At 66.9% G+C, this 15745-nt stretch carries 16 protein-coding genes and 2 tRNA genes; 14 read left to right on the top strand and 4 right to left on the bottom strand.

Annotated features, from left to right (window positions below; translation table 11 throughout):
• Window positions 1-138: 138 nt before the first annotated feature.
• The 4 genes from ACPXB3_RS08145 to ACPXB3_RS08130 are packed head-to-tail and all read left to right on the top strand — an operon-like array spanning window position 139 to window position 2939.
• Window positions 139-441, top strand: coding sequence for a hypothetical protein (locus tag ACPXB3_RS08145; RefSeq protein WP_425727315.1), 303 nt, complete (start codon window positions 139-141; stop codon window positions 439-441).
• On the top strand, window positions 438-1721 hold the full coding sequence (locus ACPXB3_RS08140; RefSeq protein WP_425727314.1) for a hypothetical protein: 1284 nt from the start codon (window positions 438-440) through the stop codon (window positions 1719-1721). Before ACPXB3_RS08145 ends, ACPXB3_RS08140 begins: the two co-directional genes overlap by 4 nt.
• Window positions 1718-2578: a hypothetical protein gene (locus ACPXB3_RS08135; protein WP_425727313.1), complete on the top strand. Its 861-nt coding sequence runs from the start codon at window positions 1718-1720 to the stop codon at window positions 2576-2578. The genes ACPXB3_RS08140 and ACPXB3_RS08135 overlap by 4 nt, the downstream gene beginning before the upstream one ends.
• Window positions 2571-2939 (top strand): hypothetical protein, encoded by a 369-nt coding sequence (locus ACPXB3_RS08130; RefSeq protein ID WP_425727312.1) that lies wholly within the window; start codon window positions 2571-2573, stop codon window positions 2937-2939. The genes ACPXB3_RS08135 and ACPXB3_RS08130 overlap by 8 nt, the downstream gene beginning before the upstream one ends.
• Window positions 2940-3056: 117 nt before the next feature.
• Here the strand turns inward: ACPXB3_RS08130 and ACPXB3_RS08125 are convergent, their stop codons facing one another.
• A complete protein-coding gene (locus ACPXB3_RS08125; protein ID WP_425703750.1) occupies window positions 3057-3722 on the bottom strand; it encodes a serine protease in 666 nt (221 codons plus the stop codon).
• A 296-nt stretch (window positions 3723-4018) separates the two neighbouring features.
• Here ACPXB3_RS08125 and serA point away from each other — a divergent pair, with 296 nt between their 5' ends.
• Both serA and ACPXB3_RS08115 read left to right on the top strand, forming a co-directional pair.
• Window positions 4019-5614 carry a phosphoglycerate dehydrogenase gene (serA, locus tag ACPXB3_RS08120; protein WP_425703748.1) on the top strand — a complete coding sequence of 532 codons (1596 nt, stop codon included), beginning with the start codon at window positions 4019-4021 and terminating at the stop codon, window positions 5612-5614.
• Window positions 5611-6621 carry a 3-isopropylmalate dehydrogenase gene (locus tag ACPXB3_RS08115; protein WP_425703746.1) on the top strand — a complete coding sequence of 337 codons (1011 nt, stop codon included), beginning with the start codon at window positions 5611-5613 and terminating at the stop codon, window positions 6619-6621. The genes serA and ACPXB3_RS08115 overlap by 4 nt, the downstream gene beginning before the upstream one ends.
• Before the next feature lie 43 nt (window positions 6622-6664).
• Here the strand turns inward: ACPXB3_RS08115 and ACPXB3_RS08110 are convergent, their stop codons facing one another.
• A complete protein-coding gene (locus ACPXB3_RS08110; protein ID WP_425703744.1) occupies window positions 6665-7888 on the bottom strand; it encodes an MFS transporter in 1224 nt (407 codons plus the stop codon).
• 148 nt (window positions 7889-8036) lie between these two features.
• On the opposite strand from ACPXB3_RS08110, the gene ACPXB3_RS08105 reads away from it, so the two are divergent.
• From ACPXB3_RS08105 to ACPXB3_RS08085, 5 genes are all read left to right on the top strand, one after another.
• On the top strand, window positions 8037-8810 hold the full coding sequence (locus ACPXB3_RS08105) for a fumarylacetoacetate hydrolase family protein (RefSeq protein WP_425703742.1): 774 nt from the start codon (window positions 8037-8039) through the stop codon (window positions 8808-8810).
• A complete protein-coding gene (locus ACPXB3_RS08100; RefSeq protein ID WP_425727311.1) occupies window positions 8807-9631 on the top strand; it encodes an alpha/beta fold hydrolase in 825 nt (274 codons plus the stop codon). Before ACPXB3_RS08105 ends, ACPXB3_RS08100 begins: the two co-directional genes overlap by 4 nt.
• A gap of 34 nt (window positions 9632-9665) precedes the next feature.
• Entirely contained in the window at window positions 9666-11195 is a 1530-nt protein-coding gene (gltX, locus tag ACPXB3_RS08095; protein WP_425727310.1) for a glutamate--tRNA ligase, read from the top strand.
• A 75-nt stretch (window positions 11196-11270) separates the two neighbouring features.
• Window positions 11271-11342, top strand: a tRNA-Gln gene (locus ACPXB3_RS08090).
• Between the two features lie 16 nt (window positions 11343-11358).
• Window positions 11359-11431, top strand: a tRNA-Glu gene (locus ACPXB3_RS08085).
• Between the two features lie 119 nt (window positions 11432-11550).
• On the opposite strand, the gene ACPXB3_RS08080 is transcribed toward ACPXB3_RS08085, so the two are convergent.
• Window positions 11551-12048: a pyridoxamine 5'-phosphate oxidase family protein gene (locus ACPXB3_RS08080; protein ID WP_425703737.1), complete on the bottom strand. Its 498-nt coding sequence runs from the start codon at window positions 12046-12048 to the stop codon at window positions 11551-11553.
• Window positions 12049-12106: 58 nt separating this feature from the next.
• Complete coding sequence (locus ACPXB3_RS08075; protein WP_425703736.1) at window positions 12107-12838, bottom strand: IclR family transcriptional regulator; 732 nt, start codon at window positions 12836-12838, stop codon at window positions 12107-12109.
• 105 nt (window positions 12839-12943) lie between these two features.
• Here ACPXB3_RS08075 and leuC point away from each other — a divergent pair, with 105 nt between their 5' ends.
• The 3 genes from leuC to ACPXB3_RS08060 form a co-directional block, all read left to right on the top strand.
• Window positions 12944-14386, top strand: a complete 1443-nt coding sequence (leuC, locus tag ACPXB3_RS08070; RefSeq protein WP_425727309.1) for a 3-isopropylmalate dehydratase large subunit — start codon at window positions 12944-12946, stop codon at window positions 14384-14386.
• 103 nt (window positions 14387-14489) lie between these two features.
• A complete protein-coding gene (leuD, locus tag ACPXB3_RS08065; RefSeq protein ID WP_425703733.1) occupies window positions 14490-15083 on the top strand; it encodes a 3-isopropylmalate dehydratase small subunit in 594 nt (197 codons plus the stop codon).
• A gap of 180 nt (window positions 15084-15263) precedes the next feature.
• Window positions 15264-15745: HU family DNA-binding protein (locus tag ACPXB3_RS08060; RefSeq protein WP_425727308.1), on the top strand; the 482-nt coding region annotated here is incomplete at its 3' end.

Genomic DNA, 15745 nt, shown 5'->3' with positions numbered 1-15745 from the left:
TGGGAACGGGGCCGCTCTTGTTTCCGGACCCGGGCTGCTCCGGTCGGTCGTTTCCGAGCCTGTGGATGAATACTCCGGCACCGGTACGAAACCGGGCTATCGTTGTCTCCGGCCAGGGGAGCCGACGAAGGGGGAGCGATGGATGTCGATCCGGAAGCGTTGCGGCAGTTCTCGAATGTGGTCGACGATCTGGCGCAACAGGTCGCCGCATCGCCCATCCCGGCAGACTTCGAGTCACTCGCGGCGTTGCTGCCCGGCTCGACGACCGCGTATGCGGCGCAGACCACTGCCGACGAGATGAGACCCCAATTGGCCGGGGTGAGCACGTATTTCGATCGATTGTCCGGGGCCGTGTACAACGCGGCAGGCGGATTCGAGTCCACCGACACGGTGCTGGCCGACAAGTTCACGCAGCTACCTGATCCTCGCCGGGCATCATGATCCCGAGCCGAAAGACCTTCGATACGTGGCAGACCGATTCCGTCGGCGAGGCCGGTCACACCCTGCGGGCGGCCGGCGACACCTTCGAGGAGATGGTGTCCACCGCGTGGTACGCCATGCTGGCGTTGGGCAAGAACCGTCTGTGGACGGGGGTTGCGCAGCAGTCCGGCGAGTCGGCGTTCACCGCAGGCAAGGACCGCGCAGAGGCCGTCGGAGCCATCGCCGACAACTCCGCGATCGGGATCGCCAGATACTTGCCGGATCTCGTCGGTGCCGCCGCGTTCATCCGGAAGATGCTGACGATCATCGAATCCGGTGACCTCTTCGTCACCGATGACTGGATCGTCTTGCCGCGGGTCAAGCGATATTCGGCGCCGATGGCCAAGACCCTGGCGACCGTGGCCGACAATTTCCAGGTCCGACTCAACCCGCTCCTGGTAGACCTGAGCCAGGCCGACCTGAGCATCGCTGTATTCATCCGGGATCAGCTCAACAGCAGGGCCCTCGGGATCGCTCTACCCGAGATCGATGCCGACCCGCATGCCCCCGCGGATTTCACCACCGCGCCACGCGGCGACAACACCGGTGGCACGAATCCGACTGTGGGACGCGGATATCAGCGTGCGCGGTTGGCCGAGCACATGATGGGCACCGTCGTCGACACCACGACCACCGCCTCCGGAGCCACCACCGCGACGACGCTGCGGATGCTCGACGGCAGCCGACAGATCTACACCGGTGGTCCCGGCGTGAACAAGACGGAATTCTTCGATCCGCGAGGGGTTCTGACGGCAACGCGCACGGTGGCCGGCGACGGCACCGCCACCGTCACCCTGACCCGGCCGGGCAAACCGCCGGCCGTGGTGACCGAGCGGCCCGACGGGACGACCGAGGCCGTGGTCGACGGCATCACCTTCTCGCTGCCGTCGTCGCGTGACTACACGCTCGCGCTGGCGTCGGGCGGCATGGCGGCCACCGAATCCCGTGTCACACACGGTCTTCCGTATCTGACGCAAGCCGAGGTGGCGCGACTGAAAATGGGAGCGAAGCTGGCCGGCCCCGGACTGACACTGCTCGGCACCGCGGTCGGCGTCGCCACCGCCGAGGACTCCTACCAGCGATGTGTCGCCGGGGTCACCGGTGCGGTCGGGCTGACCACGGATCTGACGATGATCGCGGCGCCCGAAGCGGCGCCGGTGACAGCGGCAGTTCGCGCGGTCGTCGCCGGCCTCAGCGCAGCCGTGGTGGGAAACCTCGTCGGCCAGGTGGTGTGCAAATGACGTCGGCGCGGGAGATCGGCGGTCGGTCGGTGACCTATCCGCTTCCACGCGCGTGGGCGCACATCGGTCGTCGTGCTCGCTTCGGGTATGCGTTCTGCCTCACGTTCGCGTGCATATTCCTGGTCACAGCTTGGGTGACTGCCCGCGACCACCATCTCATCGTGGCCACCGCGGCCGTGCTGGCCGCGATGACATTCGTGCTACAACTCCGGACCGACCGGTTACGCAGGACGCGGCAGAAAGCCCGCTCGCCCCATCCGGCCGGGGCGCGCATGTTCCGATCGGCGCTGCTGCTGCGAGGCGACGACCGCGAGTTCGCGGCCGACCTCGGATCTGCGGTATGCGGCATGGTCGGCTGCGGGCTTGCCTTCTATGCCGTGGGCACCGGCGAACTCGACCTCTCGTTCACGGAGCACTCACCGAAACCCTTCTCGCCCTATGCGTTCGTGGTCGTTGCGGCCCTGTGTGCCTTCGAGGCGATCCGGCTGTCGGTGCGGCGTGGGCCCGCATTGACCGTGTCGCCGCGGGGCCTGGTCGTCGGCAAGGGTGGCTGGCGAGCCGAGTGGACCTGGGATGCGGTGACGACGATAGAGCCGAGGGGTGTGCCCGTCGAGGGCAGTCGGCGCCACGGCGCCTGGCTGACGATCGGTGACGGTGACCTCGAGCCGCAGCGTCCGGATCCGCTACCTCTCGATCCGATACGTCTCGATGCCGCCTGGCTCGGCGCGCCGGTCACCTTCTGGTTGCTGGACTTTTACCATCGGCATCCCGAGTTGCGCCACGAACTCGGCGATGGCCGGGTGCTGGGACGGCTGGCCGACGGGTCGCTCGTCGAGGATGCGCACCGTCATGTCTGAGTCGCAGCCGGGTGTGCTGCCCGCCGAATATGTTGCGGTGCTTCATGATCTGGCGCGCGATCCGGACCACGCCGACGCGGTCCGGCAGATGGTCACCGGACTCGACGATGCCGCCCTCACCGAGGCCGTCGCACCGATGCCGACGAGCTGGCGGGCCGACGACTACGCGCTGTTCTGCCGGGACCGCCGGGTCCGGGACGCCGAGTTACGGCGGCGGATCGCCGCCTCACTCGACGAGTGGATCGAGACCGGCGGATGGAATTGGCGGACCGGCGGTATCGACCCCGTCGACCGAGGGCGCATCGCCGAGTGGACCGGTCGGCAGTTCGACGCCGAGCTGACCGCATGGCGCGGGCACTGACCCGCGACGCGGCACAAAGACAGTGGTAGAGATCCGCGGTGAACAGATCCCGGTCAAAAAAGTGCGCCCTCTCCGTTCGAACGGAGAGGGCGCACTCGTTGATGAGCTGGTCGCCGATCAGAAGACGGTGAAGCCCTTGTATTTGGTGCTGTTGACGTAGTTCATGACCGGGCCGATGTTGGTTCCGGTCTCCGGACCGATGCAACCGACGAAGTAATAGGCGTTGACCATGCCGACGAGGCGATCGCCGACGACCACCGGGCTGCCGGAGTCGCCCTCGATCACACACAGCTGGGAGAAGTGGACGTCGCCGTCGGAGAACCAGGCGACCCCGCAGGTGCTGCCGGTGGTACGGCCTTCCTTGCATGCCACCGTCGGGAAGCCGATCGGGCGCGGGTCGATATGGCGGATGGTCACCGACCGGACGGTCCGCAACGGCACGACGCGCGACTGGTCGAACTGGATGATCGCGACGTCGTCCTTGGGGTTGGAGTACGTGATGACACCGGCCTGACCGCGGTCTTGGAAGGTTTCCGACAGAACCTTCTGCCCGGGCTCACCGCAATGTCCGGCCGTGATGCCGATGAGCTCACCGGTCTTCGCATGGCCGATGGTGGTCAGCGTGCATGCCGCCGCGGAGTTGCCGCCCTTGAGGATCAGGATTCCCGACCCGCCGCCGAGGAAGATCTTGGCCGGCGCCGCCATCGCGGTTCCGGGAGCCCCCCAGCCGGCAAGCACCGTCGCTGCCAGCACAGCCAACAGTATTGTCAGCTTCTTCTTCATGCACACTCCACTCTCATACCCGACCACTGCGGCTTGCCTGCCACGAAATCGATTGTCGTCACATCCCCGGCGAAAGAACACCGTATCGACGGATGTGCCCGGCGCGGTGCCCCCGCGAAAGTTCGCCGCAGGATCGCAACTCTTCCGTAATGCCGATCACAATGTACACGTCGATCCTGAGGATTCGACCGTCCTCGCCGCCCGGCTGTTCGTGCTGTCACCGAGGGTCTCTAAGCTGACTGGCGGATGCCCATACGGCATCGCCCCCGTTCTCGCCACCGATCCTGGAGAAAACTGTGACCTCAGCAGGCCTGCCGGTCGTCCTCATCGCCGACAAACTGGCCCCCTCGACCGTGGAAGCACTCGGCGACGGAGTCGAGGTGCGCTGGGTCGACGGCCCCGACCGTCCCAAGCTTCTCGAGGCCGTGGTCGACGCCGACGCGATCCTGGTGCGCTCGGCCACCACCGTCGACGCCGAAGTCCTCGACGCGGGTAAGAAGCTCAAGATCATCGCCCGCGCCGGCGTCGGACTCGACAACGTCGACGTTCCGGCCGCCACCGAGCGCGGTGTGATGGTCGTCAACGCGCCGACCTCCAACATCCACACCGCCGCCGAGCATGCGATCTCGCTGCTGCTCTCGGCGGCCCGCCAGATCCCGGCCGCCGATGCGACCCTGCACCAACACACCTGGAAGCGTTCCTCGTTCAACGGTGTCGAGATCTTCGACAAGACCGTCGGCGTCGTCGGGCTCGGCCGGATCGGGCAGCTCGTCGCCGCGCGCCTGGGCGCGTTCGAGACACATGTGATCGCCTACGACCCGTACGTGTCGCCGGCGCGAGCCGCGCAACTGGGCATCGAGCTGGTCTCGCTCGACGAGCTCCTCGAGCGAGCCGACTTCATCACCGTGCACCTGCCCAAGACCCCGGAGACGTTGGGGCTCATCGGGACCGAACAGCTCGCACGCACCAAGAAGGGCGTGATCATCGTCAACGCCGCGCGCGGCGGTCTCATCGACGAGCAGGCACTGGCCGATGCGATCACCGCGGGGCAGGTGCGGGCCGCAGGCCTGGACGTCTTCACCACCGAGCCGTGCACGGATTCGCCGTTGTTCGAACTCCCGCAGGTCGTGGTCACCCCACACCTGGGCGCGTCGACGAGCGAGGCGCAGGATCGCGCAGGCACCGATGTCGCCAAGAGTGTCCGACTCGCGTTGGCGGGGCACTTCGTCCCCGATGCGGTCAACATCGTCGGCGGCGCCGTGGACGAAGAGGTCGCCCCCTGGCTGGAGATGGCCCGCAAGCTCGGCGTGCTGGTCGGCGCCATCAGTCCCGAGCTGCCGACGTCACTGGTGGTCGACGTGCGCGGCGAGCTGGCCGCGAGCAATGTCGAGGTGCTGGGCCTGTCGGCGCTGCGCGGGCTGTTCGAGGCCGCGCTCGAAGAGCCGATCACCTTTGTCAACGCACCCAAGGTGGCCGAGGATCGCGGCGTCACCAGCGAGGTCGTCACCGCCACCGAGAGCCCCACCCACCGCAGCCTCGTCGACGTCCGGGCGGTCTTCGCCGACGGCTCGGTGCACAACGTCTCCGGGTCGCTGTCCGAGCCGCGCCAGGTGGAGAAGATCGTCAATATCAACGGCCGCAACTTCGACATGCGCGCCGAGGGTCTCAATCTGCTCGTGAGCTATACCGACCAGCCCGGGTCGCTCGGCAAGATCGGTACCCTCCTCGGTGATTCGGGCGTCGACATTCTCGCCGCCGCCCTCTCGCAGGACGCCGAGGGCGAAGGCGCCACGATGATCCTGCGGGTGAGTCGTGAGATCGACGAATCCGTGATCGGGGCCATCGAGGCGGCTGTCGACGCCACCCTGATCGAACAGGTGGATCTGTCGTGAAACTTGCCGTCATCGCCGGCGACGGGATCGGTCCCGAGGTCATCGCCGAGGCGCTCGAGGTATTACGCGCCGTGGTGCCCGACGTCGACACCACCGAGTTCGATCTCGGTGCCCGCCGCTATCACCGCAACGGCGAATTGCTGACCGAGGCCGATCTGGAGTCGTTGCGCGAACACGACGCGATCCTGCTCGGCGCGATCGGTGATCCGTCGGTCCCGTCGGGTGTGCTCGAGCGTGGTCTGCTGTTGACGATGCGCTTTGCGCTCGACCACCACGTGAACCTGCGCCCCGCACGGCGCCTGCCCGGCGTGACCTCGCCACTGGCCGGTGACCCCGACATCGACTTCGTCGTGGTCCGTGAGGGCACCGAGGGTCCCTACACCGGAAACGGCGGTTCCATCCGGGTCGGGACCCCGCACGAGGTCGCCACCGAGGTAAGCGTCAACACCCGCTTCGGTGTCGAACGGGTGGTGCGCGACGCGTTCGAGCGGGCGAGTCGCCGTCGTAAACACCTCACGCTCGTGCACAAGACCAACGTGCTGACCTTCGCCGGTTCACTGTGGAGCCGGGCCGTCGCCGAGATCGGCGCCGAATACCCCGACGTCACCACCGACTACTGCCACGTCGACGCCGCCACGATCTATCTGGTCACCGATCCAGGGCGTTTCGACGTGATCGTCACCGACAACCTGTTCGGTGACATCATCACCGACATCGCCGCAGCCGTCGCCGGCGGAATCGGTCTCGCCGCCTCGGGCAACATCGACGCCACCCGCACCAACCCCTCGATGTTCGAGCCGGTGCACGGCAGCGCACCCGACATCGCCGGGCAGGGCAAGGCCGACCCCACCGCGGCCATTCTGTCGGTGGCGCTGCTGCTCGAGCACCTCGGCAATGCCGAGGCCGCGCGGCGTGTCGAACAGGCGGTCGCCGACGATCTGCTCGAGCGCGGCGGTCGCCGGCTCTCGACATCAGAGATCGGCGAGAGCATCCGCGAGCGGCTGTAGCGCACCGGTTCCCGCGGCGGTCCGGCCCGCCGCGGGCGAAGAGTCATCGGGTATCCACGGGTACCGATTCGCCCTGGGGCGCCGGGTCTTTCGGCACCAGGGGGGCCGCGATCACCGGTGCCACCGCGCTCAGCGCGAACGCGAGCGGAAATCCGGCCGCGGTGATGATCGCGCCGAAGATCGGCGTGGTGGCGGCCGTCGCGAGATATTGCGCCGTGTTCTGGACGCCCAGGCCGCGCCCACTCCACCGGGGCCCGGCGAATTCGGCGATCGCGGTGAAGGCCAGACCGTTGTCGGCCACCGACACGATCGACGCGACCATCATGATCGCCACCGAGACGGGGCTGCCGGCCCAGTCGGTGAATGCCAGGATCGCCATCGCGAGCCCGGCGACGACGGCGATCAGCCGGATCGGACGCATCCGTGACAACCACGCGTCGGACCATCTGCCGGCAGCGATCCGGCCCAGGGCGCCGATCGTCTGGGTGACGGTGACGAGGACACCGGCGGTCGCCGGGGACCAGTGCCGGGCGACGATGAGCCAGGTCGGCACGAACGTCCACAGCATCGACTGCGGAATGACCAGCAGCACGCTGACCGCATGCACGCGTGCCAGAAACCAGCTGTCGCGGTAGGGATTTCGAGCGCTGAGGGCGGCCGATGACCCTGCTGCCGCCATCGGCGGATCGACGATGCCGAAGACGCACGCACACAGCCCGATCGCCGTCACCACGACCGGCACGAGCAACGCCGCACCGATGCCGAAGTGTTCGGAGATCACCGGCATGGTCAAGGCACACACCGCAATTCCCAGCGGCTGGGCCATCTGCCGGATGCCCATCGCGGTACCGCGCTGGGTCGGTGGGAACCATCCCACCACGATTCGTCCACTCGCGCCGTTGGCGGCGCCCGAACCGAGGCCGCCCAGGAACAGGAACGCGGCCAGCAGCGGATAGGGCGCGGCCCGCCACGCAGCCAACGCGGTGGCGACGGCGGCGACGAGGGTGATCGAGACGGAGATGATGAGGATCGACCGCTCGCCGTGCCGATCGAGCAGCGCGCCCCAGCCGATGATCGCGAGCATCAGTCCGACAGTCGGGACGGCGGCGAGGACCGAGGCCCGCGAGATGGTCATGCCACCCGCGTGCAGCGCCGGGATGAGATAGGCGAAGCCGGAGACCACGCAGGTCGTCGTCATGGCGGCGATCAGCGAACACCCGAGCATCACCCATCTGTGAGCGGTGCCGATGGTGTCGGTGGACAACATGTCGCCTCCTCGGCCGATGCGGCCCGGGGCCGGCACGTTTCATTTCTCACCATATGAGATGAGGTGTCCATATCTTAGAACCCGAATGTGGTGTGATGCCAACCGATGTCCCGCAATGTGGACACCGCCCGTGCGCTACGCTCTGGTTATGCGTCTTGGTCGAATTGCCAGTCCTGATGGTGTCGCCTTTGTCTCACTCGAGGATTTCGACGGCAATGTCGTCGCCAAGGAAATCGCCGAGCATCCCTTCGGTACGCCGACTTTCACCGGACGGAGCTGGCCGCTGGCCGACGTCCGGTTGCTCGCACCGATCCTGGCGACCAAGGTGATCTGCATCGGAAAGAACTATGCGGCGCACGCGGCCGAGATGGGCGGTGAGGCCCCCGCCGATCCGGTGATCTTCCTGAAGCCCAACACCTCGATCATCGGCCCGGAGGTCCCGATCGTGCGGCCCCCGTCCTCCGAGCGGGTCGACTACGAGGGAGAACTCGCGGCCGTCATCGGGCGGCCGTGCAAGGACGTCAGGGCCGCCGACGCCGCGGGGGTCATCCTCGGCTACACCGTCGCCAATGACGTCACCGCCCGCGATCAGCAGCAATCCGACGGTCAGTGGACCCGCGGCAAGGGCTATGACACCTTCTGTCCCCTGGGGCCGTGGATCGACACCACCTTCGACCCGTCCGACGCCGAGATCACCACCGAGCTCGACGGTGAGGTGCGCCAGCGCAGCCGAACATCGTTGATGCTGCACGACATCGGTGCGATCGTGGAATGGATCTCGCGCGTGATGACACTCCTGCCCGGCGACGTGATCCTCACCGGAACACCCGAGGGTGTCGGGCCGATGACTGCCGGACAACGGGTTTCGATCTCGGTCTCGGGCCTGGGGACGTTGAGCAATCCGGTGGTGGACAAGCCGTGACCGCGGCGGCGCGGACCGCACACATCAACGGCATCGAGCTGGCCTACGAGGTGTCGGGCACCGGGCCGCTCGTGGTGATGGTGATGGGCACCGGGAGCCCCGGACGTGTGTGGAAGGCCAATCAGGAACCCGCACTACGCAAAGCCGGATATCGCGTTGCGCTGTTCGACAACCGCGGTATCGCGCCGTCGTCGGAATGCGCCGACGGTTTCACACTGGCCGACATGGTGGCCGATACCGCCGGGCTGATCGAGCATCTGGGTGCCCCGGCGTTCGTGGTCGGCACATCCCTGGGTGCGCGCATCGTCCAGGAATTGGCGCTGGCCCGGCCCGATGTGGTGCGGGCCGCTGTCCTGCTGGCCACCTACGGACGCAACACCCCGCTGCAAGAAGCCATCTCGGCCGGCGAGCGCGCCCTCTACGACCAGCGGGTGACGTTGCCGCCGGAATACGCGGCGGCGATCACCGCGCATCTCAACCTCTCCCCACACACCCTCGACGACGATCGGTCGGCGCGGGACTGGCTCGAAGTCATCGGCTTCTCCCCGCAGATGGTGACCCCGGGTGTACGGGCCCAACTCGGGTTGCACCACCGAGAGCAGGATCGGCTGGGGGCCTACCGCGCCATCACCCGTCCGGTCCTCGTCGTCGGATTCGCCGACGACCGCACGCTCCCGCCAAAGCTCGCGCGGGAGGTCGCCGGCGCGATCCCGGGAGCCGAGTACGCCGAGGTGGCCAAGGCCGGTCATTTCGGCTACCTGGAACAACCCGCCGAGGTGAATCGCCTGATCGTCGACTTCTTGGACCGTCACCGGGACTGACCGCGGCCACGGCGCGTTCGATACGCTGAGGCCCATGGCCAGTACCGATTCCGCCCGTCCAGATTCCGACGGCGCCAAGTCCGCCGGCGCCGACGCCGTACGCGTCCGATTCTGTCCGTCACCCACGGGCACCCCGCACGTCGGCATGGTGCGCACCGCGTTGTTCAACTTCGCGCAGGCGCGGCACGACAAGGGCACCTTCGTCTTCCGGATCGAGGACACCGACGCCGCCCGCGACAGTCAGGAGTCCTACGACGCGATCCTGGAATCGTTGCGCTGGCTGGGACTCGACTGGGACGAGGGTCCTGAGGTCGGCGGTCCGTATGCGCCGTACCGGCAATCCGAGAGGCGCGACATCCACCTCGACGTGGTCCGGAGGTTGCTCGACGCCGGCGAGGCCTACGAGGCGTTTTCCACCCCGGAGGAGGTCGAGGCACGTCACCGCGCGGCCGGCCGCGACCCGAAACTCGGATATGACAACTTCGACCGCGACCTCACCGACTCCCAGCGCGCCGACTACCGCGCCGAGGGTCGCAATCCGGTTGTGCGACTTCGCATGCCGGACCGCGACATCTCGTGGGACGACCTCGTGCGAGGTACCACGACGATCAAGGCGGGTACCGTGCCCGACTTCGCGCTCACCCGCGCGAGCGGCGACCCGCTCTACACCCTGGTCAATCCGGTCGATGACGCGACCATGCGCATCACCCATGTGCTGCGCGGCGAGGACCTGCTGTCGTCGACGCCCCGGCAGATCGCGTTGTACGAGGCGCTGATTCGCATCGGTGTCGCCGAGCGGGTTCCGGAATTCGGGCACCTTCCGTTCGTGCTGGGGGAGGGCAACAAGAAGCTCTCCAAGCGGGATCCGCAGTCGAATCTGTTGCATCACCGCGACCGTGGCTTCCTGCCCGAGGGCTTGCTCAACTACCTCGCACTGCTCGGCTGGGGCTATTCACACGAGACCGATATCTTCGGGCTCGATCAGATGATCGACGCCTTCGATGTGCGCGACGTCAATTCGAATCCGGCGCGCTTCGATCAGAAGAAGGCGGACGCGATCAACGCCGAGCACATCCGGTTGCTCGAACCCGCCGACTTCGCCGCCCGCCTGAAGGCCTACCTCGTCGAGCACCGATACCTGGCCGAACCGTTCGACGACGTCGCGTTCACCGCCCTCGCCGAACTCGTGCAGACACGCATCCAGGTGCTCGGCGACGCCTGGCCGCTCATGTCGTTCCTCTACGTCGGCGAGGCCGAGTTCACGATCGACGAGAAGGCGGCGTCGAAGAACCTCGGGCCCGATTCGGTGGCGGTCCTCGACGCCACCATCGCCGCCGCAGAGGGCGTACCGGCGTGGCAGGCGTCGGAGTTGCATGATGCGCTCAATGCCGCTCTGGTGGACGATCTGGGCCTCAAACCGCGCAAGGCGTTCGGGCCGGTGCGGGTGGCCGTCACCGGGTCGCAGGTTTCGCCGCCGCTGTTCGAGTCCATGGAACTGCTTGGTCGCGACGTGAGTATCGCGCGCCTGCGCGCTGCGCGCGATCTCGCAGCGAAGTCGTCCTGACCTGGCGATTTGTAGTCCAGGGGTGTTGCTCTGCTAATCTATCGCAGGTTCTTTTCCGAGGGGAAAGAAGCCCCTTGGGGTATGGTGTAATTGGCAACACAGCGGTTTCTGGTACCGCCATTCTAGGTTCGAGTCCTGGTACCCCAGCGACCACCAAGGTCTTGGCCCCGTCGTCTAGTGGCCTAGGACGCCGCCCTCTCAAGGCGGTAGCGCGGGTTCGAATCCCGTCGGGGCTACAAACGAAGGCGCCCTTCCCGGAACACCGGGGAGGGCGCCTTCGTCATGTCGGACCGCTGGGTCCGGCCGGCGACCTTGCCGGTTCAGCGAAACGGCGGTTCCGAGATGCTCGGGTTCTTCAGAGATGCTGGGCCGTCGAACCGGCGACGGGCATGGGCGGCAGGCCGAGTTTGCGATGGTCCCAGCTACGCGTGCGCGTGGGGACGATCCGCACCGCGACCCGCTTGTGCATCATCTGCTCGACCAACGGCTTGGCCTCCTCGGTGTAGGGCGCGGTGTAGCGCTCCCAAACCGAGATGCCCACGCGCAGGCAGGAGTCGGGGTCGTCGCGGATCTCGGCGATACCCTCGATGGCGAGGCCGCGCAGCGTGTCATAGGTGTCGCCGTCCTCGATGAGTACCGAACACCGGTGCTGGCGACCCAGATTCACGGCCTTCTGCGATTTGGCCTTCGTCTCGAACCAGATCTCGCCATCGACGATCCCGTACCACATCGCGACGAGGTGGATACCGCCGTCGGGACCCGTCGTCGCGAGGGTCGCGGTGCGACTGCGTGTGATGAACTCCTCGATCTCCTCGGGACTCATCACGATCTGGCTGCGTTGATTCACGCCCATGCGCTGGGTCGCTTTCTCTCGTCGGAGTGGTGTGCGACACCGACGCTAACGCATTTCCCTACCGGACCGACGCCAACCGCTTGTGGATCGCCTCCGCGGCAGCCAGCAGGTCGGCGGCCCAGCGGGCCCCGGGTCGGCGGCCCATCCGGTCGATGGGACCCGAAACCGAGATGGCGGCAACGACTTCACCGGTGGCGTCGCGCACCGGGGCGGACACGCTGGCCACCCCGGCCGCCCGTTCGCCGGCGCTCTGAGCCCATCCGCGGCGTCGGATCTCGTGCAGCGCACGGTCGCTGAAGGCGCTGTCGGACAGGAGATGACGCCGGGTACCCGAATCGGCCCAGGCCGCCAGGACCTTGGCTGCCGACCCGGCCGTCATCGGGAAGCGGGTACCCACGGGCACGGTGTCGCGAAGCCCCGTCGGTGGTTCCATCGCGGCGATGCACACCCGCTCGGAGCCCTCACGGCGGTAGATCTGGACAGATTCACCGGTGATATCGCGCAGCCGTGGCAACACCATCAGGGCCGCCTCGCGCACCGGATCGTGTGCAGAGGAGGCGAGTTCGCCCAGTGCCGGACCGGGATGCCAACGTCCGGCGGCGTTGCGGGCGAGCAGTCGGTGCGCCTCGAGTCCCACCGCCAACCGGTGCGCGGTGGCCCGGGGTAGTCCGGTCCGTTCACACAACTCCGTGAGGTTGCACGGTGTCTCGGCGATGGCGCGCAGCACGGTGACCGACTTGTCGAGGACACCGATTCCGCTGCTGGGCTCCGATGCGCTACCATTTCCCATAGGACGATACTAGCCGTCCAAATAGTGAGACGCACGTCGGTCGGTGAACCGCCGCCCAGCTGGTTCGGCGACACCGACTCGCAACAGACGGATGTGAGCAGAGCCATGACCAACAGCCCAACCGCGACGGGCATCCCAACGGGCCCACGTACTCTCGCCGAGAAGGTCTGGGAGGACCACGTCGTCGTTCACGGCGACGCCGACGGGGGACAGCAGCCCGACCTCATCTACATCGACCTGCACCTGGTCCACGAGGTGACCAGCCCGCAGGCCTTTGACGGCCTGCGCCTCGCGGGCCGCCCGGTCCGGCGGCCCGACCTCACGATCGCCACCGAGGACCACAACGTCCCGACCACCAAGACCGACCTCATCGCCGACCCGGTGTCGCGCACCCAGGTCGAAACCCTGCGTCGCAATTGTGCGGAGTTCGGCATTCGCCTGCATCCCATGGGCGACGACGAGCAGGGGATCGTGCACGTGGTCGGCCCGCAGCTGGGCCTGACCCAGCCCGGAATGACCGTCGTCTGCGGCGATTCGCACACCTCGACCCATGGCGCATTCGGTGCGCTGGCAATGGGTATCGGGACTTCTGAGGTCGAGCATGTCCTGGCGACCCAGACATTGTCGTTGCGCCCCTTCAAGACCATGGCCATCACCGTCGACAGAGAACTGCCCGAAGGAGTCACCAGCAAGGACCTCATCCTGGCCGTCATCGCCAAGATCGGGACCGGCGGCGGGCAGGGCTACGTCCTGGAGTACCGGGGCTCGGCGATCGAGAAGTTGTCGATGGAAGCCCGGATGACCATCTGCAACATGTCGATCGAGGCCGGCGCCCGCGCCGGGATGATCGCCCCCGACGAGGTGACCTACGAATTCCTCTCCGGCCGGCCGAACGCGCCGCAGGGCGCGGACTGGGATGCCGCGGTGTCGTACTGGAACTCGTTGCGTACCGACCCCGACGCCGAATTCGACGCCGAGGTGCACATCGACGCAGGCGAGTTGTCGCCCTTCGTGACATGGGGTACCAACCCCGGCCAGGGTGCACCACTGTCCTCGGTCGTGCCCGATCCGGCCGACCTGGGGGATGAAAACGCGGCCGGCTCGGCGGTCAAGGCCTTGCAGTACATGGATCTGACCCCCGGCACCCCGCTGCGTGAGATCTCGGTCGACACGGTCTTCGTCGGCTCGTGCACCAACGGACGGATCGAAGATCTGCGCTCGGTTGCCGAAATCCTCAAGGGCCGCAAAGTCGCCGACGGGCTGCGGATGCTGGTGGTACCGGGTTCGATGCGGGTGCGAGCGCAGGCCGAGGCGGAGGGGCTCGGCGAGATCTTCACTGCCGCAGGCGCCGAGTGGCGCCAGGCGGGATGCTCGATGTGCCTGGGCATGAATCCCGATCAACTCGCTCCCGGCGAGCGGTGCGCCTCGACGTCGAACCGCAATTTCGAGGGCAGGCAGGGCAAAGGTGGGCGAACTCACCTGGTCTCCCCGGCCGTGGCTGCCGCCACCGCCGTGCGCGGCACCCTGTCCGCACCGGCAGACCTCTAGTGACGCAAGGACCTTGACCCGCGCCCCGTCGTAAGAGGATGGCCGTCGGTCGATCGTCCCACCACCACCCAGCACGACTTCCCAACGCACACCGGAGCCAAACATGGAACCCTTCATCGAGCACACCGGGATCGGAGTACCGCTGCGCCGCAGCAACGTCGATACCGATCAGATCATCCCGGCCGTCTACCTCAAGCGAGTCACCCGAACCGGATTCGAGGACGGACTCTTCGCGAGCTGGCGCACCGATCCCGACTTCATCCTCAACGCAGAACCGTGGAGCCGCGGGTCCGTCCTGGTCGCCGGACCGGACTTCGGCACCGGATCGTCGCGCGAACACGCCGTCTGGGCACTGTCGGACTTCGGATTTCGGGTGGTCATCTCTTCCCGGTTCGCCGACATCTTCCGTGGCAACGCAGGCAAGGCAGGCTTGGTCGCCGCGCAGGTCGAGCAATCCGACGTCGAACTGCTCTGGAAGCGGCTCGAGGAGCAGCCCGGCCTCGAATTGACCGTGAGTCTCCAAGAGCGGACGGTTACCGCCGGAGACCTCGTGGTGCCGTTGACAATTGATGAGTACACCAGGTGGCGCCTGATGGCGGGTCTCGACGACATCGGACTCACATTGCGCCAGGTAGACGCGATTTCCGAGTACGAGAGGTCCCGCCCCGCGTACAAGCCGGTCACCCTGCCGGGCTGAGTATCTCCGCAGGCCTACTCCCACACCGACGCCATCGACGGAACGTGTTAGCGGCGTGAAATTTTCGCAACACGTTCCGCCGATTGGCGTGGAAGATGGACGTTTTCGCCCACGACGTTTACCGTGTGGGGTTAGCTGGCTATATCAGACACGGCCAGAACAGCTTGCGGAGGTATTCCAATGAACAAGGCAGAGCTCATTGATGAGCTGACGAAGAAGCTCGACGCGGATCGCAAGGTAGCGACCGAATCCGTGGAGCTGATCGTCGACACGATCGTGCGTGCGGTCAACCGCGGTGAGAGTGTGACCATCACCGGCTTCGGTGTCTTCGAAAAGCGTCGTCGCGCACCGCGCGTCGCTCGCAATCCGCGGACCGGTGAAACCGTGAAGGTGCGTGCCACCTCGGTGCCGGCATTCCGCCCCGGCGCGCAGTTCAAGGCGGTCGTCGCGGGTAAGCAGAAGCTCTCGGCATCCGGACCCGCAGTCAAGCGCGGCAGCGGCGCGGGTACGACCACCGCGGCGAAGAAGACCACTGCGGCCAAGAAGACCGCGGCGAAGAAGGCCCCGGCCAAGACCACTGCCGCGAAGAAGACCGCGGCGAAGAAGGCCCCGGCCAAGACCACTGCCGCGAAGAAGACCGCGGCGAAGAAGGCCCCGGCCAA

The sequence above is a fragment of the Gordonia sp. DT219 genome (genome assembly GCF_049847065.1).
Taxonomy (GTDB): Bacteria; Actinomycetota; Actinomycetes; order Mycobacteriales; family Mycobacteriaceae; genus Gordonia.
This window is presented reverse-complemented; position numbering and strand designations above follow the sequence as displayed.